This window comes from Stenotrophomonas maltophilia, from assembly GCF_900186865.1.
GTDB lineage: Bacteria > Pseudomonadota > Gammaproteobacteria > Xanthomonadales > Xanthomonadaceae > Stenotrophomonas > Stenotrophomonas maltophilia.
Map to the genome: position 1 here is coordinate 1,415,264 of NZ_LT906480.1, position 22,200 is coordinate 1,437,463.

At 58.9% G+C, this 22,200-nt stretch carries 16 protein-coding genes; 8 read left to right on the forward strand and 8 right to left on the reverse strand.

Annotation, left to right across the window (positions count from 1 at the left end; all coding sequences use genetic code 11):
• The first annotated feature begins 106 nt into the window (after positions 1-106).
• The 3 genes from CKW06_RS06830 (at position 107) to mobF (ending at position 6,004) form a co-directional block, all read left to right on the forward strand.
• Positions 107-1,126: an ankyrin repeat domain-containing protein gene (locus CKW06_RS06830; protein ID WP_136191680.1), complete on the forward strand. Its 1,020-nt coding sequence runs from the start codon at positions 107-109 to the stop codon at positions 1,124-1,126.
• Positions 1,104-3,014 carry a type IV secretion system DNA-binding domain-containing protein gene (locus tag CKW06_RS06835; protein WP_024957454.1) on the forward strand — a complete coding sequence of 637 codons (1,911 nt, stop codon included), beginning with the start codon at positions 1,104-1,106 and terminating at the stop codon, positions 3,012-3,014. The genes CKW06_RS06830 and CKW06_RS06835 overlap by 23 nt, the downstream gene beginning before the upstream one ends.
• A gap of 62 nt (positions 3,015-3,076) precedes the next feature.
• A complete protein-coding gene (gene mobF / locus CKW06_RS06840) occupies positions 3,077-6,004 on the forward strand; it encodes a MobF family relaxase (RefSeq protein WP_136191679.1) in 2,928 nt (975 codons plus the stop codon).
• A 95-nt stretch (positions 6,005-6,099) separates the two neighbouring features.
• Here the strand turns inward: mobF and CKW06_RS06845 are convergent, their stop codons facing one another.
• The 5 genes from CKW06_RS06845 to CKW06_RS06865 all read right to left on the reverse strand — a co-directional run bounded on the left by CKW06_RS06845 (position 6,100) and on the right by CKW06_RS06865 (position 11,906).
• Positions 6,100-6,582 carry a GIY-YIG nuclease family protein gene (locus CKW06_RS06845; RefSeq protein ID WP_024957456.1) on the reverse strand — a complete coding sequence of 161 codons (483 nt, stop codon included), beginning with the start codon at positions 6,580-6,582 and terminating at the stop codon, positions 6,100-6,102.
• Positions 6,583-6,713: 131 nt separating this feature from the next.
• Positions 6,714-8,531 carry a YadA-like family protein gene (locus tag CKW06_RS06850; RefSeq protein WP_130519067.1) on the reverse strand — a complete coding sequence of 606 codons (1,818 nt, stop codon included), beginning with the start codon at positions 8,529-8,531 and terminating at the stop codon, positions 6,714-6,716.
• 65 nt (positions 8,532-8,596) lie between these two features.
• Positions 8,597-9,358: a M15 family metallopeptidase gene (locus CKW06_RS06855; protein WP_024957458.1), complete on the reverse strand. Its 762-nt coding sequence runs from the start codon at positions 9,356-9,358 to the stop codon at positions 8,597-8,599.
• A 192-nt stretch (positions 9,359-9,550) separates the two neighbouring features.
• Positions 9,551-10,807, reverse strand: a complete 1,257-nt coding sequence (locus CKW06_RS06860; protein ID WP_024957459.1) for a tyrosine-type recombinase/integrase — start codon at positions 10,805-10,807, stop codon at positions 9,551-9,553.
• A 364-nt stretch (positions 10,808-11,171) separates the two neighbouring features.
• Positions 11,172-11,906 carry a hypothetical protein gene (locus tag CKW06_RS06865; protein ID WP_143568530.1) on the reverse strand — a complete coding sequence of 245 codons (735 nt, stop codon included), beginning with the start codon at positions 11,904-11,906 and terminating at the stop codon, positions 11,172-11,174.
• A 204-nt stretch (positions 11,907-12,110) separates the two neighbouring features.
• Between CKW06_RS06865 and CKW06_RS06870 the strand changes: the two genes are divergently transcribed.
• Positions 12,111-13,313, forward strand: coding sequence for a site-specific integrase (locus tag CKW06_RS06870; RefSeq protein WP_024957461.1), 1,203 nt, complete (start codon positions 12,111-12,113; stop codon positions 13,311-13,313).
• Between the two features lie 5 nt (positions 13,314-13,318).
• On the opposite strand, the gene CKW06_RS06875 is transcribed toward CKW06_RS06870, so the two are convergent.
• Positions 13,319-13,723, reverse strand: coding sequence for a helix-turn-helix domain-containing protein (locus CKW06_RS06875; RefSeq protein ID WP_231910894.1), 405 nt, complete (start codon positions 13,721-13,723; stop codon positions 13,319-13,321).
• Positions 13,724-13,809: 86 nt separating this feature from the next.
• On the opposite strand from CKW06_RS06875, the gene CKW06_RS06880 reads away from it, so the two are divergent.
• Entirely contained in the window at positions 13,810-14,343 is a 534-nt protein-coding gene (locus CKW06_RS06880) for a hypothetical protein (protein ID WP_024957463.1), read from the forward strand.
• Positions 14,344-14,383: 40 nt separating this feature from the next.
• Complete coding sequence (locus tag CKW06_RS23510) at positions 14,384-14,725, forward strand: hypothetical protein (protein ID WP_143568531.1); 342 nt, start codon at positions 14,384-14,386, stop codon at positions 14,723-14,725.
• A gap of 407 nt (positions 14,726-15,132) precedes the next feature.
• Here CKW06_RS23510 and CKW06_RS06885 read toward each other — a convergent pair whose 3' ends face one another.
• Positions 15,133-15,630: a MarR family winged helix-turn-helix transcriptional regulator gene (locus tag CKW06_RS06885; RefSeq protein ID WP_024957464.1), complete on the reverse strand. Its 498-nt coding sequence runs from the start codon at positions 15,628-15,630 to the stop codon at positions 15,133-15,135.
• Between the two features lie 115 nt (positions 15,631-15,745).
• Here CKW06_RS06885 and CKW06_RS06890 point away from each other — a divergent pair, with 115 nt between their 5' ends.
• On the forward strand, positions 15,746-16,198 hold the full coding sequence (locus tag CKW06_RS06890) for a hypothetical protein (RefSeq protein ID WP_024957465.1): 453 nt from the start codon (positions 15,746-15,748) through the stop codon (positions 16,196-16,198).
• A 302-nt stretch (positions 16,199-16,500) separates the two neighbouring features.
• Positions 16,501-17,574: a bZIP transcription factor gene (locus tag CKW06_RS06895; protein ID WP_038645669.1), complete on the forward strand. Its 1,074-nt coding sequence runs from the start codon at positions 16,501-16,503 to the stop codon at positions 17,572-17,574.
• A gap of 1,047 nt (positions 17,575-18,621) precedes the next feature.
• Here the strand turns inward: CKW06_RS06895 and CKW06_RS06900 are convergent.
• Positions 18,622-21,414 (reverse strand): NACHT domain-containing protein, encoded by a 2,793-nt coding sequence (locus CKW06_RS06900; RefSeq protein ID WP_143578645.1) that lies wholly within the window; start codon positions 21,412-21,414, stop codon positions 18,622-18,624.
• Between the last annotated feature and the right edge of the window lie 786 nt (positions 21,415-22,200).

Genomic DNA, 22,200 nt, shown 5'->3' on the forward strand with positions numbered 1-22,200 from the left:
ATCCTCAAGATCGCTTGCTGATTGCCAAAACCGAAAAAGACGGTATGCAAAGGGGATGGAACCCCAACACGACAACCCAGCAGGCAACCCAGGTGGGGGCGATTTCTTGAATCGTCCCCACGAGCCGTTGCTTCATCCCATCCTCCACCCCCTGACGCTGGCCCAGTTCTACGGGAAGCATCACGAGGCCGCCGCGGCCGCCGATGCGCGGGAAGTGTTGGACCTGGCCACGCGGTTTTGCCGAGAGGCCCAGGTTTGCGGGTTGGACACCCACACCGACGCGGGCTTTGACTGGGTGATGACCCCCAGCCGTTTCTCCAACCGCATTTCCCTGGAGCTGGGGCAGGGTGGCCACACCGCGTTGCTTCAGGTCGATCCGGACCTGTCCGCTCACCCGCTCGACGCAGCCATCCATGCCGGCGTGCTGGGCCACAAGCCCCTAGCCTCCGCCTACGCCTTGCTCCCGGCCGAGCAGCGGGATGGGCTGTTAAGAGAACTGAGGGAATCCATCGGCCAGGTTCAGTCGAACCGCTCCGCAGCGAAGCAGCTTCAGGCCCTCCGAGCCCTGCCTGAACTGCCGGTGCCGTCTCAGCCGCCTCTGGACATCGCCCAACTGCTCCGGCGGTTTGAGGTCCCCGATGCCCAAGCCCGCTTGGCGGCTGACCACATCAAGGCGACCTATGGAGAAGCGCTAACCACAATGCATGGTAGCCAGGTGCTGGCAGCAGCCCATGCGCATGCCCCGCACTTGGGGCTATACGGAGCCCCTTGGCAGACGTGGCTTTGCGAGAGCGCAACGACCGGCAACCTGGATGGGGTGGAGGCCTGTTTGCGCATGCAGGCCGAGCCCAATGTGCCCGACGCCAACGGCGAGACGCCGCTACACCTCGCCGCGCGCCACGGCCACCCCGGCATCGTTCGTCGGTTGATTGAGGCCGGCGCGGATCCAGCGTTGGGGAACCCCCGCGGGGAGACTCCCCTGCATGTGGCGGCCCAACACAAACGCGCGCAGTGCTGCCTGGAGCTCATGGCCGCAGGCGCGGACCCTGGGCAGTTGGATCGTGAGGGGCGCAAGCCGGGCGACGCTCACCGGGAGAAGGCACGTGAGCAAGTCCACGGTTTATGACTGCTGGAGCTGGACGGTCCCGTCGAGCATCGAGCCAAGCCGGGCCGTCCGCTATTGGCCCCAGGCCCTGCTGTCTGGGGCATGCGTCGCGGCGCTGACCTATCCCGCGGCTCTCTGGCTGGGCTGGCAAATCCCATCATCACATTCACTGATGAACTTCGGTCAGGCACTGACTGGCAGCCTGGCGGCGCTGGGGAACCTTGCCACCGGCACGATCTCATTCCGAGAGCCTGCCGCCGCATTCTGGGAGGTGGCCAAGGAGCAGGCAACGTTTGGCACGTTGGCACGGGTCGGCGTTGCGGCGGGCTTGGCAGGGTGGGCGTCGATTTGGGCGACGCGGCGTGGGCTCATCCCGCGCTCAAATACCTGGCATGTGTCCGGCGCTCAACTGTTGCAGGGGAAAGAGGCCCTGACTGAAGCCCGGCGTCGTTCGCTTACAAAGAAGGAGCAGAGGGGCGAGCGGCATGCGTTGTCACTACATCCGGCTTGGGTGGTCAGCAAGAAGCTGCTGGCCCGTCACATGTTCATCTATGGAGCCGTGGGAATGGGCAAGTCAGTCATCCTGAAGCACCTGCTGGAACAGGTTGTTCGGCTCGACAAGAAGGCTTTCATCTACGACATCAAAGGAGACTTTACGTCGATCTTCGAGCGCCCGGTGATCGTCTGCCCCTTCGACAAGCGAAGCTGGATCTGGGACGTGGGCCGGGACGTAGCGACGCAAGCCCAAGCCGCCGCGTTCTCCCAAAGCATCATCCCCCCGGAGGAGGGCAGCGGCGCATTCTGGGCGTCTGCGGCGCAAGCCTTGCTGGAAGGGTGCGTGCGCGAACTCCAGGCCACGAAGGGCAAGAACTGGGGGTGGGCAGAGTTGGCCGCGTTGGTTGCCCGTCCCGCTGAACCGATGGCTAAAGCACTGTCGCTCTACTACCCCCGAGCCGCCGCTCTCATTTCCAATCCCGATTCGAACACCACCAGCAGCTGTATCGCCGTGCTCGCCAACGGCACCGCGGTTATCGAGCGCCTAGCCTTGGCATGGCCCGAGCGCACGCCTGGGCAGATGTTCTCCATGCTGGACTGGATCAAGGACGACTACACGGGATGCAAGCAGGTCATTGTTCAATCAGGTCCTGATGAGGTGCTAACCAAGGCCTACATCTCCGCCATGATCAACGTCGCGGTGCCGGAAATCATCGGCCCCTCGCTGCCAGATGACGAAACCGGGCGATTCCTGGGGTTCTTCTTCGATGAGCTTACCTCCGCCGGCAAGCTCAACATCGAGCTGTTGCTGGCCTTGGGACGCTCAAAAGGCGTGGTGGCCTGCATGGCCGTGCAGGATTGGTCACAGGTCGAGAGGGTCTATGGGGACAAGACCGCGCAAGCCTTTTCAGGGTTGGTCGGCACACACATTATTTGCCATCTCCAAATCGGCGAGACCCGGGAAAAAGTCTCCCGGAACCTGGGCAAGCGCACCGTGGCGTGGCGCACGCATGATGACAAGGCGACCGTCCACGAGGAGTCGAAAGCCGTTGTTCCGCCGGGGCGGCTCACTGACGACTTGGGCCCACGCAATGGCAGCGCCTATGGCTCCGAGAGTTGGGGCATCCGGGCCATTGTGCAGACAAGCCGGGACCCACTCTTGCTGGACTGGCCGGGCGTCAGCTACCCGCACGCGCGCGACGGCCAGGAACGCGCCGCGTGGACCCAACAGGGGGCGCGCCCGGTGGAGCAAAAGCCCATGCCACCGAGCGACGCGCAGAGCGCTGCAGAGGTCCAGCGGGTCTTGAAGATGACCGCCGACCAGGCCGCCGCGGAGCTGCGAAAACGTGGTGCCACGCCGCCGAAGCTCCGCGCCGTTTCAGACGACGAACTGGAAGCCATCTTCCGCAAGTAGTGGGGTTGTGGAGTCGCTGGGTTTTGGTAGATCTGAAGGGATACCCATTCCTGGAGAACTCCATGTTCAACGTCACCGCATTGACCGCTCAAGGCACGGACAGCAAGTCCGGCGCGGCGGTGGTCGAGTATCTGATGCTCACCGAGTATTACCTCGACAAAGACGGGAACGCGCAGGGCACCATGGCCTGGGGCGGCAAGATGGCCGCGCACCTCAATCTCTTGTCCACGGCGGTAACACGGGAGAGCATGAGCAAGCTGGCCGAAGGATTCGACCCCCAGACAGGGAGGGCGCTTTGCCAGAACGCAGGCCAGAAAGGCAAGGTGCGGCCAAAGGTGGACAAGAACGGGGATCCCGTCCTGGACGCCCAAGGCAAGCCCGAGGTCGTGGTGGTCGGCGGCCACCGGGTCGGCTACGACGTCACGGTGTCGGCGCCCAAGGACGTTGGGATTCTCTTTGCAATGGAGTCGCCAGAACGGCGCGATGCCGTGCTCAAGGCGCACCAAGCCGCCTCTACAGAAGCGATGAACCGGCTGGAACAGATGGTTGAGACTCGACGGGGAAAGGGCGGCAAGGACGTGATCGGCGTGAAGGGCCTGGTGTGGTCAAGCCACCAGCACTTCGCCGGGCGTGACCTCGACATGGATCTGCACACCCACCATCTCGTTTATGGGGTGGCGCTGGGAGCCGATGGCAAGGAATCGACCTTCGATGCCGTCGAAATCTATCGCCATGCCCGGGCCATGGATGAAATCTACAAGCTGGAGCTCTACAAGAACCTTCAAGGGTTGGGCTATCAGGTCGAGCACGTCCGAGAACTGGACGACGACGGCAAGGAGACCAACCGATCCTACGCACGCCTTGCGGGCATCGACCAGGACGTCATCGACCACTTCAGCAAGCGCCGGAAGGCCCTGCTCGAATACGCGGAGCAGCATGGGGTCAGCACCCAACAGGCGAACAAGGCCACGCGGAAGCACAAGAACGAGCCCACTTACACGGAGTTGGTCGAGCACTGGCAGGAGGCTTTGAAGGACTTCGAGCTGACGCCGGAGACGTTGAAAGCAGCGCGGGGGAACCTGAACAAGGTGGAACACAAGAGCGACGCCGAGCTGCTGGAACTGCTCCACGAGAACGAAGCCGTGTTCAACGACATTGATTTGGTGCGGGTGCTGGGAATGGAATACGCCGGCAAGTTGGACGCGGCCGGACTCCATGCCCGCATTGAGCAGTTCAAGCAAGACAATGGGCTGGTGCTGGTCAACGCCGAGCGCTTGGCAGACGAAGACCGGGGGCAGACACTGGCCCGCAAGCACACGGAAGACCGGTTCTGCGCGCCATGGATGTTGCAAGCGGAGCAAGCGGTGGTGGACATCGCCAACCGCCGGGCCAACGAGACCCAGCACCATGCTTCGCAGGCCACGGTGGATCGCGTCATTGAGGACTACCAGAAAGCCAAGGGCTTCCAGCTCTCGCAAGAGCAGTTGGTGGCCGTGAACCACATCTGTCGCGGCAGTGGCGGGGTGGCAAACTTGAGCGGCTTAGCAGGCACCGGCAAGACCACGATTTCCGAGCTCTACAAGGAAGCGCTGGAATCTGAGGGGATGGTGCTGCTGGGGGTGTGCGTGTCGAACAAAGCCGCCCAGAAGTTGGAAGTGGAATCAGGGATGCCCTCAACCTCCATGGCACAGATGCTTCACGACTTGGCCGAAGGCAAGCGCGAACTCCAGCCCAACGACGTGCTGGTCATTGACGAAGCCGGCATGGTGGACACGCGGGACACCCGAGCCTTGTTGGCCTACGCAGAGAAGGCGAAATCCAAGGTCATCCTTCAAGGCGACGCCGAGCAACTGCAGCCCATCGGGGCCGGGTCCGGTTTTCAGCTCACCAAGCAAGCGGTGGGCGATGTGAAGTTGACCGAGATTCGCCGACAGGCGCGGCAGGAGGACCGCGAGACGGCGATGGGGTTCTACGCCAAAAACGAGAACGGTGAAGTGGTCGATCTGAAAAAGGGCACCCGCAGCCGGCGCGAAACCTTGGAGCTGGGCGATGAGCAGAAGGAGCGCCTGATGGACTCCATCGTGGAAGCCCACTCGCAGGAGAAATGCATCGAGCGCCTGGTGAACGACTACTTCAAGAATCCAGCGGCGCTGGACGACAAGCTGGTGCTGGCCCACAGCCGGGCCGAGGTCGGCGCTCTCAACGCAGGGATTCGAAAAGGCCTCAAAGAACGCGGCGAGATCGGCACGGATGAGGTGGTGGTGGAGGGGCGCGTCAATGGACGAAAGTTCGATCTGGCCTTGGTAGAGGGAGATCGGGTGATGTTCACAGCCAAACGCAAGGACTTGGGTGTGGTCAATGGCACCCAGGCCACCATCCAATCCATCAAAGCGTCGCGCTCTGGCGGCTACGATATCGTCGGCACCTTGCGTTCGGAGAACCCAAAGGAGAATGGGCGCAAGGTGGTGTGGAACACGCACGAGCACAAGGCGGTGGTCCACGACTACGCGGTGACCGTCCACAAGAGCCAAGGGCAGGGCAAGCGCGAAGTGTTCCACCTTATGAACCTTGGGATGATGGACAACGCCAGTTCGCTGGTGGCCTTTACCCGTTTGACTAAAGGGAGCTACAAGCTGTATGGCACCTACGATGACGTGGAGCAACTCAACACCCGCTTGGGGTTGGAGCGATTGAAGGCGACCGTTCTGGACGCGGGGCTAAAAGACGATCCGCAACGGCCGGTTGTCCAGCGCCTTGGGGCAGCTGCACGCCCCACCGCTCAACGCCCAGCCGCTCAGCGAACGCGCATCCAAGGCAAGCTCGACGCGCTGCTGAAGGAGCACGCGGAACGCCCAAAACCGCAGAGGAGCGAGGGCGAGCGCAAGGCCCGTTGGCTGCTGGAAGTGCTGGAGCCGTTGCGGCGGGCGCGCAAGGCGTCTCCCAAGCTGCCGGCGCAGTCCCCGAAACACACGCAGGGCTTCTCGTTGTGAGCAGCAGGCTGGGCGGCCATGCCGCCCATGTGCTTTTCTCTCCAAACCGCTTTTGCTTGGAGGGGCGGCCCGCGGCTTCCGCCGGGGCCCTTGCTTTACAGGGTGGCCATGACCACGGCCTGCAGCACTATCACCGCCACGCCGAAAAGGAAGGGGTAGAGGAACAGCCATTTGAAGAACCCCCAAGCCAGGGACGACGGAGCCCCCGCCGAGCGGCGCGGAACCGCCTCGGGCCACGCATACCCCGCCGCCAAGGACTTCATGTAACCAGTGGTGCGCCTGCGGGGATCGCGGATAAGAATGCCCGGTGGCTTGCTATAGATTCGCCAGCCATGCTGAAAGGCTTTGTAACGCCAAGCGTATTCGTGAGCCTCCGCATCGGCCTGGGTGCCCGTCATGCTCGACAGCGGCACGAACGAGAATCGGCGCCCCTGCCAGCCCCCACGAGCGCTGCGGTGCTGCTGCTCGCGTTGGTTTAAGTCGACGGTCTGCCCCACGTAGCAGCACCCGTTGTCAAAGAACAAGCCGTAGAGATGGCGTGGGCGGGACAGGTATTTCTGATTGCGTTTCCAGTTCAAAGGTCCTCCCAAGATGGGTATACCTACATACCCATAAAAGAAAGATCCGATTCGTCAAGGCTCGCCACGAACAAAGGCCCCGAAGGGCCCTTGCCGAGATACGATCACCTCCTTTTCCACCACGCAATCGTTTAGCGCCCCAAGTTGATGCTCAACCCGAAGCCGGCCACCGGCTTGTTGCCAGAGCCAAAGGACAGGCCAGCAGAAATACTGGTGCGCTCAGACACCCGAGCACCCCAGCCCACGGCCATTGCAGCACTGCCCCCCGAGAATCCCACGCCCACGTTCAGGTTCACCTGGCCAACGGCCGTGCCCCCGTTCTGGGCCGCAGCGGTGGCCATCTGGCTCATCGCGCCGAGTTGTGCGCCCAAGCCGTTGACGCGGCGATCCTGGTGCCGCAAACGGCGGTCCGTATCGACCCAGCGGTCATCCCACACCTGCTGCATTTCGTAGACCTGCCCACCGTTCACAGCATCCGTGGACCCGCGTTCGATGCGCCCCGGAGCCACGCCGGTCACGCGCTGATTGCCCGCGTTGACGCCCGCAGTCGTCACCGAAGGGCCGCCTTGAATCGTCACGCCTTGGCCGTTGAGCGTGGTGGTGCCGACCTGGACGGAGCCCGCGTCAGACAGTTGCACGTTGTCGCTGACCGCCACGGTTTGGGTGCCGTCCGTGTTGTCGGTCACCTCGACGTTCTTGCCCGCCCTTACAGTCGAGCCCGCGCCGGTCCCGGCGGTTCCATCCACCCCATCGGTGCCGGCAGGTCCTTGGACCCCTGGCTCCCCTTTCAGGCTTGCCAGCCAATCTTGTTCATTGCCTTGGAAGCCGTTGGCCAACGCCACCTCGTAGGCGCTTAACCCATCTGCGCCGCGCGGGCCGGGCGTGCCCGAACCGCTGCCTGGGTTTTGTTCAAGGAAAGTCACCCGTCCATCTAGGTCGTCCAAAGCGGCTCCCACAGTTTGATGCGTGGCACCGCTGCGGAACTGATAAATGGGCGCGACAAAGTTGCCGTTGACGAACGTGGCGCCGCCGCCCAACGCTTGGGCCGCCTGACGGACCTGACCGAGGTTTGCGACGTCGGTGTCTGAGGTGCCGGCCCGAACGTTCGTGATTCGGCGGGTGCTCTGGCCTCCGTCCTCAAAAGTGGATCCCACGCTGACTTCGTCGCTGGCCCAGCAACGGCTATGAGAACCCAAAGCGACGCAATCCTGCGCTCGGGCCTCAGCCCCAACGCCTAGTGCAAGTGACTGAAATGCATCGGCAACGGCAGAACTGCCTATGGCGACTGCATGGTCAGCGTTTGCCTCTGCCAAGATGCCTTGAGCAATCGATGCATTGCCCCGCGAACGGCTGAAGTAGCCAAAGGACATGGAAAGATCCCCACTGGCTTGTGACTGGACACCAACCGCCAAGGAATGGGCTCCGGTAGCCGCGGATTGCGCGCCCAGGGCTATGGACGCTTCGCCCCCCGCGTAGCTCAGCGTGCCTACCGCGACGGCGCTCACCGCCGCGGCATTTGCGGCTTGGCCCGTCGCAATGGAGTTCGCGCCGGACGCTTGGGCATTCGTCCCCGACGCCACCGCGTTGTCTGCGGAGGCATTGGCTTGAACACCCGTGGCGACGGCCCCGTTCCCGGAGGCATTGGCATAGGCGCCCGTTGCAGTGGCATTCGGGGCTGAGGCTTGGGCGTATTCCCCGGTCGCCGTCGAGTTGTCTGCGGAGGCGTTGGCTTGAACGCCCGTGGCGATGGCCCCGTTCCCGGAGGCATTGGCATAGGCCCCCGTTGCAGTGGCATTCGGGGCTGAGGCTTGGGCGTATTCCCCGGTCGCCGTCGAGTTGGGTTCCGAAGCCGTGGCCCCGGTTCCCGTGGCGGTTTGAGCAAACGATGGGGAGGCAAACAACGAGGCCCCCATCAAAGCCGTTAAGATCGAAATGCGAAGCGAAGACATGAAAACCCTCCCGAGTATGGATTGATACTTCATCCATAGCAGGCGATTGCATTTCCGCAAGGCGATCAGGCGATCTTTTTCAAGGTGTTAGGGAAGGTGCCGACACAAACCCGAGCCGGGAGCGTCCAGTTCCAGGTCATCCGGTTTTCATTGCCCCACGCCAGACACGACGTTTCCATCCCCGCAGGGCACCAAGCCGGCGCCAGCGCACGGGCCAGCACTTCCGAAGAGGGCTCTCCGGTCACCGAAGGAAACGCGCCCGGCTTGCGCCCCTGCCGGTAGGCCCACTTGGCTTGGCCGCACTCGGCTTTCATCTCGACGTGCGGATAGTCTTTCGGGCTGGTCCATCGGCCGCCCCAGTTCAGCCCCACGATCTCCGCCAGCTCCCCAAAGCGTTGATAGCCGGCCATCACATGGGCATCGTCCAAGTTCCAGCTGGGCTCCCCATTGACGAACACGGCGGCATCCAAGGCCAGTCCGAAGTTGTGGCAGCTGGAGAATGCCCCAACGCTGGTCACGCCAGACCCGGAGGCAAGCAGGGCCGCCTGGCGCTCGGGGCTTCGATACCCTTCCACGGGCCGCACATCAAACCCTTCCGCGGCCAGTTGGGCTTGGACGGCTTCGACCTTTTCCCGCAGCGCTGGGGAAACCCCTTTCCACGTCCTTTCGCTTTTCGGGTGGAAGAATCGGTAAATGGCGCCGTGCGGCTTCGGGGTTTGGAAAACCCAGGGGCTGCTGGGCTTGGGTTTGGATTTGGGTTGAACGGTCGAACACCCGGCCAAGGCCAGGCAAGCCAGAACGGCGGCGATGGTGAAGCGGGGCTGCATGCTTTCCTCCCAGAAAGAACAATGGATGCTTTCAGGGGTAGTGGATTTTCGGAAAAGCGCAAGCGGGCGAAAACAAAAAAAGCCCCCGAACAACCGGGGGAGGAGGCCTGCAGCTCGGGGGCTTAGTGGGGCAGGGAAAAAGGAGTAAGAAACCCCGTCCCGTTGAAAGCCATAGCACACACCAAGGCGAAGTCAACTGCCTTTTTTCTTCCTCGTCTTTTTCAAGTAGTCCCGCTGGGCTTTTTCAGCCGCTGCTTTCGTGACCTCAAAAAGCTCGCCCAAATCTTGCATGTCAGGGTTGTAGTAACGGGTCAGCATCTGGGTGGTCTTGTGCCCCGAGAGTTGCATGACCTGGTGCATGGGCAGCAAGTTGGCCAGCTCGGTGATGCGGGTGTGGCGCAGGTCGTGCAGGGTGGCGTCGGTCACCCCCGCTTGTTCGCGGGCGCGTCCCCAGGCCTGGGTGAGCGTGTCCGAGGCAATCGAGGTCTTGCCCTCGTCCAAGCTGAAGACAAAACCGGAGCTGGGGCGCACGGCGGGCGGGTTCTGGGGAGAGGGCGGGATGCGATCCTTGCGCAGCTTGGCGGCGTGGAGCTCCTTGGTCAGGGTGTCCAGCACCGCAACCGCTTCAGGAGTGAGGAAGATGGTCCGATGGATGGGCTTGCCACCCTTGGGGTTCTTGGTGTCCCGGAACGTGGCCTCGGGGCGCTGCTTGCTGTAGTCCAAATCTTCCCAGCGCAGCTTGATGGCTTCGCTGCGGCGGGCCGCGGTCCAGCGCAGGAAGGCAATGGCGCCCCGGGTGGCCGCGGACATGGGGGCAAGGGCGGTCAGGATGTCCGCCCACTCCTTATCAGTGACCACCCGCTCGCGCTCGTTCCTCACCTTGGGCTTGAGCGTGGCGTGGATGGGGTTGTCCATCTTGAAGCCCCAGCGCTTGATCGCTGCCGTGAAGACGCTGGAGAGAACGGCGAGTTGGCGAGTGATGGTGGCCGGGGCGAGGTAGTAGTCATCTTCCAAAGACCGGGCCATGCCGCCGTTGGCGAGGCCGAAGTCCTGGGGCGTGAGCTTGTCCACCGGCTTGCTGAAGGTGGCGGGGAAGCGCTTGGCGAGCAGGCGCAAGAGGCGCGCATCGTTGTCGCTCCCCTTCTTCTTGCCATCCTTGGCCTTGAGTGAGAGCACCTCGGCGATGTAGCGCTCGATCCAGACCCCCAGGCTCTGGCTGCTCATCAGGTTGGAGGCGGGTTGCTTCTCTTCGTGGAGCGCGGCGCGCTCTGCAGAAGCGAACGCCTCGGCCTGGGCGAGGGCCTTGGCTCGGGTCGCTTCGCTGTAAGGGAAAGTGCGGTTGATGGCGTGCAGGTTGCCCGCTGCATCCTTGCGCTTGATCTTCACTTGGAACGCCGAACCGCGGTCGTAGACGCCCTTTGTGCGGGCGGTTTTTTTGGGACGGGCCATTCGTTCAGTCCTTGATTAGAAGAATGGATTTTCCCAAGGTTTTCCCTTGAGTTCAATAAGTCATTGTTTTTAAATGACTAAAATGAGAATCGTTCGCATTCGTAATGCGTAGGTCGCAGGTTCGACTCCTGTTTCCGGCACCAGTTGCAATGAAAAGCCCCGGCCTTGGTTGGGGCTTTTTTTTGGGCGGGGCGTTGGAACTCTTTGATTGGTCAGGGGGTTTGCTGCCTAGCTCGTGACTGGTCCGGCTTCAGTGTTGTTGGTTGCGGACGGCTTGTGTCCGCACCTTTACTTCGCTGGTGCTGATGATCCGGCTTCGTTGCTACTTAGGCGAACCATTCAGTGGTGGCCCCACCTATGACGATCAATCATTCGCAAGGTTCTCAAGAAAGGTCGCAACACGCCCAGTGAGCTGAACGAGGTTGTCCACTTTGATGGCTTTGTCCGCCAGGGAATTCATCCTGCGCCAGAGTCCGCTTAGCGTCTTTCGCTGTTCGACCGGGAGGCTGGACACTTCGGACTCGCTGAGAAAAATATCGCCGGTCGCGGCCTTCACTGCGTCCCTGATCGCTGAGGCACCCCTCAATGGGTAGCTTGCAAGGGCCATTTCGGCCAAGCGTATATGCCTTCGCAGCAGAGCGGTCAACTCCGAGGGCATTGAGTTCTCGGCTAGGAGGAGCTCTAGATCATGTATAACGCTGACAACGTCCGCGAAATCTTCAGTACTAATGCCGTCTTCTTCGACGGGTAGGATTTCGCTGCAGAACGCGAGAGCTGTGAAGACGTCATCGGTTAGGTGTTGTTGAACATGTACGCCCTGCCTAACAAGAAGTTGGGGCGATAAGGCGTTCTCAAGTTTCATAAGAGCGGGCCCATAGACGCTGGCTGAAATCCCGCGCATGTGCAGCTTATCCCGCAGTAGGTCCACTTCATCTACCAAGATGTGAATCCGCTCTGACGCACGAATGAACTCGCGAGTCCCGTTCTTGCTTTCAATGCTTAGAACTTGCTGCCATCCGCTTAGGGCCGGAAGATCCGGCTTGACGCTTTTCCAGCTAGACATGATGCCGTGTATACGAGATGCGCTATTGGTCTTCATTCCTTGGCCCGTTCGAAATCGTACTAGTGCCGCATCAATGTATTGCATCACGGCTTGGGCTATGTCCGCCAGCATGAAAGGGGCGCGACGGCCCCTGACTGACGTTCTGCTGGAAGCCGAGCGTGACGCGGACGATCCGCATCCGAACACCGGCTCGCATCCTGTCCTAAGTTGGCCTTATCGCCACTTACGAGACACCGATCCATGTCATCCGCGCTCACCAAACGCATCGTTCTCACGGCGGAGCCCCGAGATCGCCCCTACGAGATCAGGGACGCTCAGGTTCGTGGCCTGATCTTACGAGTGCAGCCATCAGGTCACAAAGCTTGGATCGTGACCTGGGCGCACGGTAAGCGACGTACATTGGGGTCGGTCGAGCACCTGACGCTTGATCAAGCCCGCGACCAGGCCAGGCAGGCTGTAGCTGAATACGTTCAGTCTGGCTTGCCCGCTCTCGCAAAGTCCAAGCCCACTAGTTGCACGCTGGAAACACTGCTCAACGATCACTTCGAGCCTTGGGCGGTTGCTGAGCTCAAGGGTGGTCGTCAGTACCCAGACCGAATTCGATCAGTGTTCCCGTGGCTGTTACGCCGTCAGATCATCGAAATCGACGTGGCCACAATGGAGCGATGGTGGCGCGGCCGTGTCACTGGCCCTGATGCCGTCACCAAGGCTACCGCAGCGCGCGACTTTGCTTGCCTTCGGTCTGCGTTGTCTCGGGCCGTTGAGTGGAAGCTGATCGAGACTAACCCCTTGATGGGCATGCGTCAGCGATCAGCCGCGAGTCGCAAGGTCGTACGGTTCTTGTCCCCTGATGAGGAGGCGATGCTCCGGGCCGCGCTCGCAGCGCGCGATCTTGCTGGTGTAGAGGGCAGGGCGAACGCCAATGCTGCTCGTCGCCGGTATCGGCAGGCGGTTCTGCCTGATTTGCCGATGGACGGGTATGTGGATCACCTAACGCCGGTGGTCCTTACAGCCATCAATACCGGCATGAGGCGCGGTGAGCTGCTGTCGATGATGTGGGCCGACATCAACTGGGAAGCCAAGATGCTGACCATTCGTGCCGAGAACGCCAAGTCCGGTAGACAGCGTCACATCCCCTTGAATGTCGAAGCCATGGAAGTCCTGCAGCGTTGGGCCGGTCAAGCAGGCGAGCGACGTGCTGCCAAAGTATTCGAGGTGGGTGACATCAAGAAGGGGTGGGGCAAGCTGATCACCGACGCCCGCATCGAACAGTTCCGATTCCATGACCTGCGGCACCACTTCGCATCGCGCCTGGTGCGGGCAGGGGTGGACCTAAACACTGTGCGCGAACTGCTAGGCCATGCAGACATCACTATGACACTGAGGTATGCACATCTGGCCCCGGACACCTTGGCGGCGGCTGTCGCAAAGCTGGCGGCATGAGCCGATTAAACCGACTGCTGACCTGCTAGGCGCTCGAGCTCTTCCCGCATCCTTTGGCGATCCGCAGAGGGAAGCTTGGCGAAAGCCAAGATCGCCGCAGCTAGGTCATCGTCCTCAGCGAATAGGTAGGCGACCGGTACATCCAATGCCTTGGCCAACTCGGCAGCCTTGGTCATGTCGGCTTGGTTTCGTTCGCGCTCGTACCTGTTGATAAGCACGGCCCCCCGGTTCTTGTCCTGATCCTTATCCACCAGCGCCCCCAGCGCGCGCTGGGACAGCCCGCGCAGTGCTCGAGCTTCGGACAACCGTTTGGAAAACGTAGCAGTGATGACTGTGGGCGATGGCACGCGGAGGTAACGGTGAGTGAACCTGCAGGAGCATGGGCCATATACCTGATCAGTAGAAGTCATTACCATATCAGTATATAGCGTTGGGCGAGGTATGACTGGCCGCAAGGGGTGGCCGGGCCCGTCAGCGCTCAGTCGGGGACGTTGGAATGAACAACCGGATTACGCATGTTGCCGTCATGTCATTGGTGCTGACGGCTGTTGTTCCCGGGGAGGTAGTGGCTCAACAACAGCGGTCATACGACCGTTTCAAGGATCGAACTTCCTACGAGGCCAAAGTGGAGCTATCGGAGCTGTCCAAGACCAGCAGGGGCATTTCTCTGAGCCTGAAGAGCGTGGTAGACGGAGACCGCGCTGTAACGAAGTCGGACTCTTTCACCGTTTCGGCTATCGTCACCTTCAACATGTCCTATGACGTTCGCTGTGCCGGTACGAGCTTTGACATGCTCGTGGATGGAAAGGCTGTTTCGCTTCCCAGCGACATGCCCGCTTTCAATCGATACGAGTACGCCATCCTATCGTTCGGCAAGAAGATGACCTTGGCAGAAGCAGGGGCCCTCGCCGGTGCCAAGAGGATCGAGGTCCGTGTCTGCGATACCGAATACAGCCTGGATGATGAGCAGCGCGCTGCGCTGCGGGATCTGGTCAATGATGCTCAGATAGGTAATTCAACCGGTGACTGAAGTCGGAAACCCAAATACATCCAATCATGGAGGAGAGAACATGCAAGCCAGCGATTCAGCGATTAATCTCTATCAATGCCCGGCTTGTCATGCTGCGATCCCCTCGGGCAGATCATCCGCGAAGTGTCCTAAGTGCTATGCCGACCTGCCCAAGGCAATTGTTGAATCGAATCGTGCGAGCGCGAACGCCCGGGAAGAGCGTGGCTCGACATCGGCGTGTGTGGCATTGGGGCTAGTCGCACTTGCCATTGGGCTCTATTTTCTGATCAACCCCTCAGCAAGCGGTTACGGCAACATTGCCAACATGCATGCGCTCGCAGTGGGGCAAGCCCTGACAATCGCTGGGGCTGTGATGCTGGGCTTGGGGATTCGCCCTCGCTGAGCAACTAGATTTGCCGCAACCAGGCCCGCTGATGGCAACGTCAGCGGGCCTTTCTATGTCAGTTGATGCACTATCTGGCTGCTGTCTCAGTCGCCGGGTTAGCAGCATCGAGTAGGCGCTCTAGGATCGCGCTACCGATCAATATGGGGCTGTCCGAGGACTGTCGATGCAGGGGTGTAGCTGCTTCACCAGGCGAGCTTTGTGCAGCGATTGGTGCGCATTGGCAGACATCGGGCTTTTAGTGAGGATGCGGATGAGTTGCGTCCAAAACACGAAGTCCTAGGTGGTGCGCAAAAATCGCAGTGCATAAGCGGCGAAGTGGCGTCGTCTGCAGAATTACTCCATACATAGCATGACGCACCGTGCTCGCTGCCGTGCGATCGCCTGCTACGTGTATGCCTGTGACATCAGGGTGCCCGCATGTACTTTGCCCTCTCCTCAATCCGCCTTTTCTCGCGTGCAGTGTTGAGCTTTTTGATCATCTCGAACAATTGTTGCCACTCTAGTGGCGACAGATCGCATTTGGCCCTTTCAAAGCAAGTCTTCCAGTCAGCAGCTGCCTGGGCAAGCAGGGCTCGCCCCTCCTGCCTGATTTGAAGTCCACGAGACCGGTCATCCAACGGCCTCTCCTCTAGAAGTTCTTCTCTGATCAATCGGGCGACGAGAGACGACATCGACGAAGGCGCAACTTTCATGAGCCGGGCCAAGCTGGCTCGGGTCAGTGGTCTTGCCTTGGAGGAATCGGCCCGAGCTATCGCATCTAGCACCATTAACGAGGGGGTGGAGAGCGTGATGGGCTTGTATAGCAATAGCTCTGCATCCAACTCGCCGGTCAAGTCATTAGCAAGGATCAGGAGTTCCTTGACTTCAGCATGCGATAGGGGGGTGTAGGGTGCGGTCGCCATACCGCATTTTAGGTTGGCGGACTATTCGACTTCAATGAGTCCCCCAAACTATTCGCCTTCAATATTGCTTTCGACGGATGCCGCCGGCAACCGCGACAAAAGAAGGGAAGATTCAATGAAGAAGAATAGTTGCATCGAGCGCTCGACCCGCCTGTTTGCTGCGCAGCGCGAAGGTAACGAGGCATCTCGCGTCGCACAGTACAGCATTGCTGAGGAAATCATGGGTCCGGAATCGCTTTCTGCGGAAGATTGCTGCAAGGCGCGACGGGATTCTGCGTGTCGCGACATGACTGCTTTTGAGGCAACGCTGGAGTTCGCCAAGGTGATCCAGCTCAACACGGGTGCCGCTGATCGTCGCTACGACCTGCGTGTCTGCGACGAACCGATGTTTCGCGCTATCTGGAGGGCCCGTCAGCTGGTTGACATGACGGGCATCAACTACCGCGACTACGTTCAGCGTGCTGCGACCTACCTGCGCCACTGCGGCAAGAAGCGCATCACTCCCGCAATGCTTGTCTCTGCTGACGTGCAGCTGCACGTGATGGAGCTCGACGCCGTCAGTCGCTGAGGTCCGAGCCTGTAGCGGCCCTTGCCGACCATGTTGGGTGCGGAGGGGCCCCTCTGCGCCTAACGGCACTAAGGAGCGTGACGGCTAGGGATGGCCTGGGACCAGGTGAAGTTCAGGCTGTCACGTTTGGCGATAGCGCCATTCAACCGCTTTGGGGGCGTTCCCTCATCTGACTCGCGTCAATCCATTGCGCGCCCGCAGCGGAAGCGTTCGGGCGCGCCGTGCGCTAGTGAACATAAGAAGACCGGCGATTTCATCGACCCGGTCGGTATAACACTGTCTTTATCGAGGAGGGCAGGAAAATGGCTCGGAACAAAAAGTCAAAGGCGAAGGGCGCAACGGCAAAGGCTAAGCGGCCTAATCCTGCCCGAAAGAAGACGTCTACGAAGAACATGGTGGAGGCGCAGAGCAGGGACGCCGCGTATCAACGCGCGCTGAAGTCGACTGATCCATTGGGGCGACAGATGGGAGAATTGGTCTTCCAGCGCACGTACATCGATAAAGGCCTGCTTGCTAAAGAGGCATTGTTGCTGCACACCCGTTGGGTCGGGAACCGCTACATGTCCCCGGTGCAGGCCACGCAGGCGTTCACGGAAGCATACATCGCCGCGTACCGTGCTGCTTGGGCGCGTCACTTTGACCTTTCCGAGGGGCAGCACAAGCAGCCCTGTGCGCCAAGTCTCGCATTGAACGACAGGTCAGTTATTACCAGCTTGTGGCAGGCCCGTCAGAAGGCTGACGAACTGGGGATGCCGTACGACCTGTTCTGCGAAATCGTACTTGATCGCTGGTTGTCCGGCCGTAAGGCCAAGCAGCCACCATTACCAAACCAGCTGCTTTCCGGGAAGTTGTTCGACGCATGGATGCGAGGACACCCGACCTGGGCTGAGGCTAGTGAACGGTTGTACTTGCCCGTTTGGGATCGGCGCTTCTTTATGGAGCCGTCCAGCGAAGATCCTGTGCATGCTGCGGCAATGCGGGCATTGCGTGCCGATGTTCTGCATGCAAAGGACCGTCCCGCCCAATTGGCCCGATATCTCGGGGCCGGTGGACCGCTGACAGAGGCACGTGCCAAGGCGATGTTTGAAGCAGATATGGTCCGGGACGCGCTGGCGACGGTCGCTGTGCCTGCGACGGTCACTGACGCGCCTGAAGGATACGTTCCGGCGTGCCTCGGCAATCGTAACGACGTGCGGGATATGCCTTGTCACAGCTGTCCATTCGTGGCTCAGTGCTCGGGCGTAAAGCGAAAGGTGACGCGCGCGCTGCATGCCGCAGGTAGCTCAGGCGATCCCCGCGCTGATAGGAGGCGTGAGCAGAACCGGGACAGCCAGCGCAGGCATCGCGAGAAGAAACAGCGACAATCGGCTGCATAGCGCGCTCCATCAAGGTCCCACGCTCGCAAACGAGCTTGCTTGTCAGCAGCCCCATAAGAGCTATAAATCAAGAGCAACTACCTTCTCTTCGAGAAGGTAGATATATTACTGGCATGACAACGTTGATGTCCCGTGACTGGTCCCATCGGTACTCGGGCCTTCGGCCCTCGCACCTCGGGTCCAGAGGCGCGCCCCTTCGGGGACGCGCAAAAAGAATATTTCCGGGATTATACTGAGAGTAGTTAGTTAGATATTTACTGGAACTTCTGTGAGCCTCTTAGTCGAACCTGTCCGGTGTTCGTGCAGGGGTGCCGCTGGTCGCGCCTGCGGCGCGCTCAGCGAGCTTCTGGTGCGGTCTGGCGTGCACTTGATGAGCGCCATATGGTTGCAACGTTCCGGAGATTGCTTTGACGTACAGATTGCTCGCACAAGTATGCAGTGTTTCTGACGATCTACATGACACATGCGCAGTTTGGTGGCTCCTGTAGCGAGGACATCAGTGTGTTGTTTCCCGCAAGCTTATCGAACGGTGCTACACCTAGTCACTAGTCGCTTCGCTGCGTCGGGTTGTTTGCGGGCTTAGCCGAAAAACCGTTGCCCAATTGCCATGTATGTAGCCATCTGCCCCATACGAAGCGCTACTGAACCGCATGCGGCCGGGGCTAAACATGCAAGATGCGGGCGGCGGCGAAGCTGCCACTGCCTGCAACCGCAAGACTTGGTGGCCATGTATGAAGTGTACGGTGGTGTTCTGCCTTGTAGGGGCGGTAAAAAATGTGTGCCCTTCAAGTCTCATCCCCTGCGACCGATATGCTCAAGGTCGTAGCGAACGATCTCCGGGATGGCCGTCTAAGCCGCTTTATGGAGAATCCTTAGAAGTGAGGCCGACTGCTGGCGGTATTTGGCCGTGAGGGGGGGGGGGGGGCGCAGCTACCTTCGCTGCTTGCGCGCTGCAAGTGAGTGCCGCGCTGTGCTCCGTAGTATTAAGCACGTAAAGGCTCCCGAATGGGAGCCTTTACGGTCACTACGTCGCGTTAAGTATAGTTACTACGTTCCTCGCGCGAAGTCGAAGAAGCCCTTCATCTGTCCATCGATGTATCCGTCATTAAGTAGGCGACGGACGCTTCCTTGGAATGAAGGAGATATGGCAAAAAAATCATCGATTTCTTTGCTTGCCTTCTTGAATATGTAATTTTTGCTACAAACTCTGGAGAGGTTGGTCGATGAAAGCGCGTCTATATGTATGGAGAACTTGATATGCGATGTGCGCAGCTCCCTAAAGTTGGCGCCTTTATAGAAGGCGCTGAGAAAGCGCGTGACCTCACGCCTAAGTAGGACTTCGTCCTTAGCTGCTTCGGCGTCTAGCATAGCAGTTGAGTCCGAAAGATCTCCGAGGTTACAGCTCTGTGGGTCCAGCTCAGCAGTAAGGAATGATGAACTTTTTATAGACGGATTGTGGCAGTTCTCGAAAGAGCAATGGCTAAACTTAGATTCTGAGAAGTCTGATTCCAAAAATCTTGTGTAAGATCTGAATCTGCTTTTACTAATCTTCTTGTTTCGGAAATCAAATGGCGGAACGTCGCCTTTCAAGTAAAGACATGTAACTCGGTCCTGTGCGCCATCCGAGTACGCATCTAGGATGGCGGAAGTGAACTGTTCCTTAGTTTGGGCGTTAACCGCCGCAATAAGGCTTGCCAAGTTCTCAGATGCTGCTCCAAGTGCTGAATTATACCGTCTGTCATCGGACTGTGAGGACAGTAGTGCCTGTTGTAGAAAATGGGCGCATTTTCTGGAGAAAGATTGAAAGTCCTCACGTTTGAAGAAGCGTGCGATCTCTTTGAACTCCGTGCTATCAGTGGTCGCTCGTGATAGCGCCATCACGTACGACCTATTAAAATCCTCTACCGTTCCGCTGAGAATAAAAATAGTATTAAAGTAAGACGTCAAGAAGTCATACTTTAGACTTATGCCGTCGGGTAGGCAGCGGATGAGTGGGTTCTTTTTTACTAGTTCTACAATCTCATCGTGGTTTTGGTCAAAGAGCAGTTGAATCGTCTCCATTAGCTCTGCGTTGGACAGAACTCCATCATGTGACTGTGTTATTTCTTTGAAGAACTCGACGAAATTTCCTTCGGAAATCAGATTATTGTGTCGATTTGATTCCCGTGTAATGATTGCACTTATTATGTGGTCAGTTAATTCGTTGAGTGATGGGTATGGGGTTGGTGAAAACTCGATCTTCAGATTGGATGGTTTGCTTTCGCTTGCTTCTTCATAGACGCACGATAGTACGTCGATAAAGAATGGCAGGATGCGGTTGTCGTCGGATAGAGGCGTTCCGTCGATATGTGCATTTATTTTCCTAATTATCGACTCTTTTTCATTGGATGACCTGAACCGTTTGCTTAGGTATCGCTCCCGACTGTTGGTGTCGAAGCCGAGCAAATCCATTATGTCGAACCCGGATGACGCAAATGCGGAGTCCAATCCGCTCGCGCTGGGGCGGGATGTAATGAGGATTCTTCCGAAGCCGAGCTGTTGCTGAAGATGAGTTATCGACTCAAGGAGCAATTGGGGGTTGAAGCTATCTTTGAGGATCGAAGGGAACTCATCCAGTCCGTCAATGACGATGATCAGGTTCCCACTCAAGACGGATAGCTCAAATGTGTCCCGGTCAAGAATGTTGCTTTGTCCAAGATAACTTGCCTGCAACTGGTAAAGATCGTAGATGCCATCGACTGAAGGCGTAGGACCGCCATCTAGATGTCGCCGAATATCCTCTGATCTAATTAGGTAGCAAATAAAGTGTTTGTTATGGTGTTTCATTAGGTGGCTGACGAGGGCAGTGCAAAGCGACGTCTTGCCAATGCCTCCTCCGCCCCTAACCAAAATCGGCGAGCAGTCTGAAGTACTTGTAAGAATGCTAGCTAGATGGAGTGCCGCGTTCGCGTGCAGCTCTTCGCCCGAGGCTATATCTTGCTCTGTGTAGAAATCGATACTATGCGGTGGCGGTTCGGACTTAAAGCTATCCTCAATACAGTACTCCCAGGTGTAGTCTGTATAACTAGTGTCGTTAATCTGGGCATTTTTTGTGAGGTTCTTCCATGCTTGCGTGGTTGGGTAGCTTGCAGACTTAGATCTTGGACGATCCCTGAGTATTGTGATGTATTTTGGAGTTGAGCCTTGGGATAGGATCGACTCTGCGGCTCGGCTTAGGGATTGCGTTATGTTGACGTTATTGTGGAGGGCGATTATATGGTTCGGTGCAGGTGTGTTGGTCTCCCATACCTCGAATTTGATTTTATTGGCTCCGGAATAGTCGGTGCCGTTTCGGATGGAGACTGGCTCCTTCCGTTTTTTGGAGCTTAGGCCAATCAGCTTGCTGACAAGTGTCAGCTCATAGGCACGCTTCTCTGGTTTATAGACTTTAGCTGGACGTTCTACCATTTTCTTGCCGCGAATCTCGCGCAGGAGGGTGTGTAGGTTTTTCTCGTATGCGTCGTCTGCGCTAAAGTCGATATGAAACTGTTGCTTGAGATACCTAGGGGTACTGCCGGGCTCGCGGGAAACGACTAGTGTATTGGATGTGCCATGAGTATCCACGGTTTCCCAAAACTTCTGTGCGTTTAGTGCACTTTCGATTCCTACGCCGCCAATTCGCTCATTGGCTTTGCGCATGTACCCGTGTGTGGCGATAACTACAACAATCTCAGAGTCGTAGATAGCGTCCTCCATGAACTTGTTCTTGTCCATGGTGCTACTGAGGTCATACCGATCAAGGACAACGTGTATGTCTGGGTTTTTTTCCAGGTCGCCGGCCAATTTGGTGACCCAGTTCATGTGGCTGTCGTCCTCCCAGCTGTACGACACAAAGACTTTCTTCACTTCATTCCCCTCCCTGTGATGATTCCAGAGTGTCACCTAATGCGGGGCAGTTGCGCTAGAGGAGGCTATATATCAAGTGATGCGGTCGACTGCCTGCCTAGCGGCTAGCTTCCTGACTTACGAGGAGCTTTTCCCGCTTATCGCGCTCCCTATGTTGTTGATTTTAAAGCTGGAGCGCAGCAGGCTTCTCGCATGACTAGTGCGACGCTCCTAGGCGTGGGTCTCAGCGCTGAGGTGCCCCCGTAGGTGAGGAGTGTCCTCATCCTCGTCCGTAGCGGGGCTGGTGGGGTGGGTCTGTCCGCAGCCCAAGGCTTAGTTGGCGCTTACCGTCAGTCGGGTCAGTTCCGGTCAGCCTTAGGAACACCCTTTGGCAAATTGCCAGTCGAGGCCCTTACAGCGTGCCGCTGGCAACGGTCCATGCCGGTCCGCTCCGCCGGAGTCGGGCTCATCCGCTAAGCTGCGAGTCGCTTGGGTCGCTAGTTGGGGTCACTAGGCTGGGTTCGTAATGCGTAGGTCGCAGGTTCGACTCCTGTTTCCGGCACCAGTTGTAGAAAAGCCCCGGCCTTGGTCGGGGCTTTTTTTATGCTCTGGTAGTGCCGGCCGCTGGCCGGCAACCCCAGGAGTGCCAGCCCATGGCTGGCAGGTCGCGATTTCTGAGCCTCGCGATCTACCCGCCCCTCCGCCTTCCCAGGCGCATGGCTCCTTGCACAGTTCCTGACCTGGCAACTGCAGCCGGTCATT

Excerpts from the sequence above, each read along its gene's own strand:
- CKW06_RS06890 (WP_024957465.1), top strand. The coding sequence starts at position 15,746 with ATGAAGAAGAATAGTTGCATCGAGCGCTCGACCCGCCTGTTTGCTGCG.
- CKW06_RS06850 (WP_130519067.1), bottom strand. The coding sequence starts at position 8,531 with ATGTCTTCGCTTCGCATTTCGATCTTAACGGCTTTGATGGGGGCCTCG.
- CKW06_RS06870 (WP_024957461.1), top strand. The coding sequence starts at position 12,111 with ATGTCATCCGCGCTCACCAAACGCATCGTTCTCACGGCGGAGCCCCGA.
- CKW06_RS06875 (WP_231910894.1), bottom strand. The coding sequence starts at position 13,723 with ATGACTTCTACTGATCAGGTATATGGCCCATGCTCCTGCAGGTTCACT.
- CKW06_RS06865 (WP_143568530.1), bottom strand. The coding sequence starts at position 11,906 with ATGAAGACCAATAGCGCATCTCGTATACACGGCATCATGTCTAGCTGG.
- mobF (WP_136191679.1), top strand. The coding sequence starts at position 3,077 with ATGTTCAACGTCACCGCATTGACCGCTCAAGGCACGGACAGCAAGTCC.
- CKW06_RS06860 (WP_024957459.1), bottom strand. The coding sequence starts at position 10,807 with ATGGCCCGTCCCAAAAAAACCGCCCGCACAAAGGGCGTCTACGACCGC.
- CKW06_RS23510 (WP_143568531.1), top strand. The coding sequence starts at position 14,384 with ATGCAAGCCAGCGATTCAGCGATTAATCTCTATCAATGCCCGGCTTGT.
- CKW06_RS06855 (WP_024957458.1), bottom strand. The coding sequence starts at position 9,358 with ATGCAGCCCCGCTTCACCATCGCCGCCGTTCTGGCTTGCCTGGCCTTG.
- CKW06_RS06900 (WP_143578645.1), bottom strand. The coding sequence starts at position 21,414 with ATGAACTGGGTCACCAAATTGGCCGGCGACCTGGAAAAAAACCCAGAC.
- CKW06_RS06880 (WP_024957463.1), top strand. The coding sequence starts at position 13,810 with ATGAACAACCGGATTACGCATGTTGCCGTCATGTCATTGGTGCTGACG.
- CKW06_RS06895 (WP_038645669.1), top strand. The coding sequence starts at position 16,501 with ATGGCTCGGAACAAAAAGTCAAAGGCGAAGGGCGCAACGGCAAAGGCT.
- CKW06_RS06885 (WP_024957464.1), bottom strand. The coding sequence starts at position 15,630 with ATGGCGACCGCACCCTACACCCCCCTATCGCATGCTGAAGTCAAGGAA.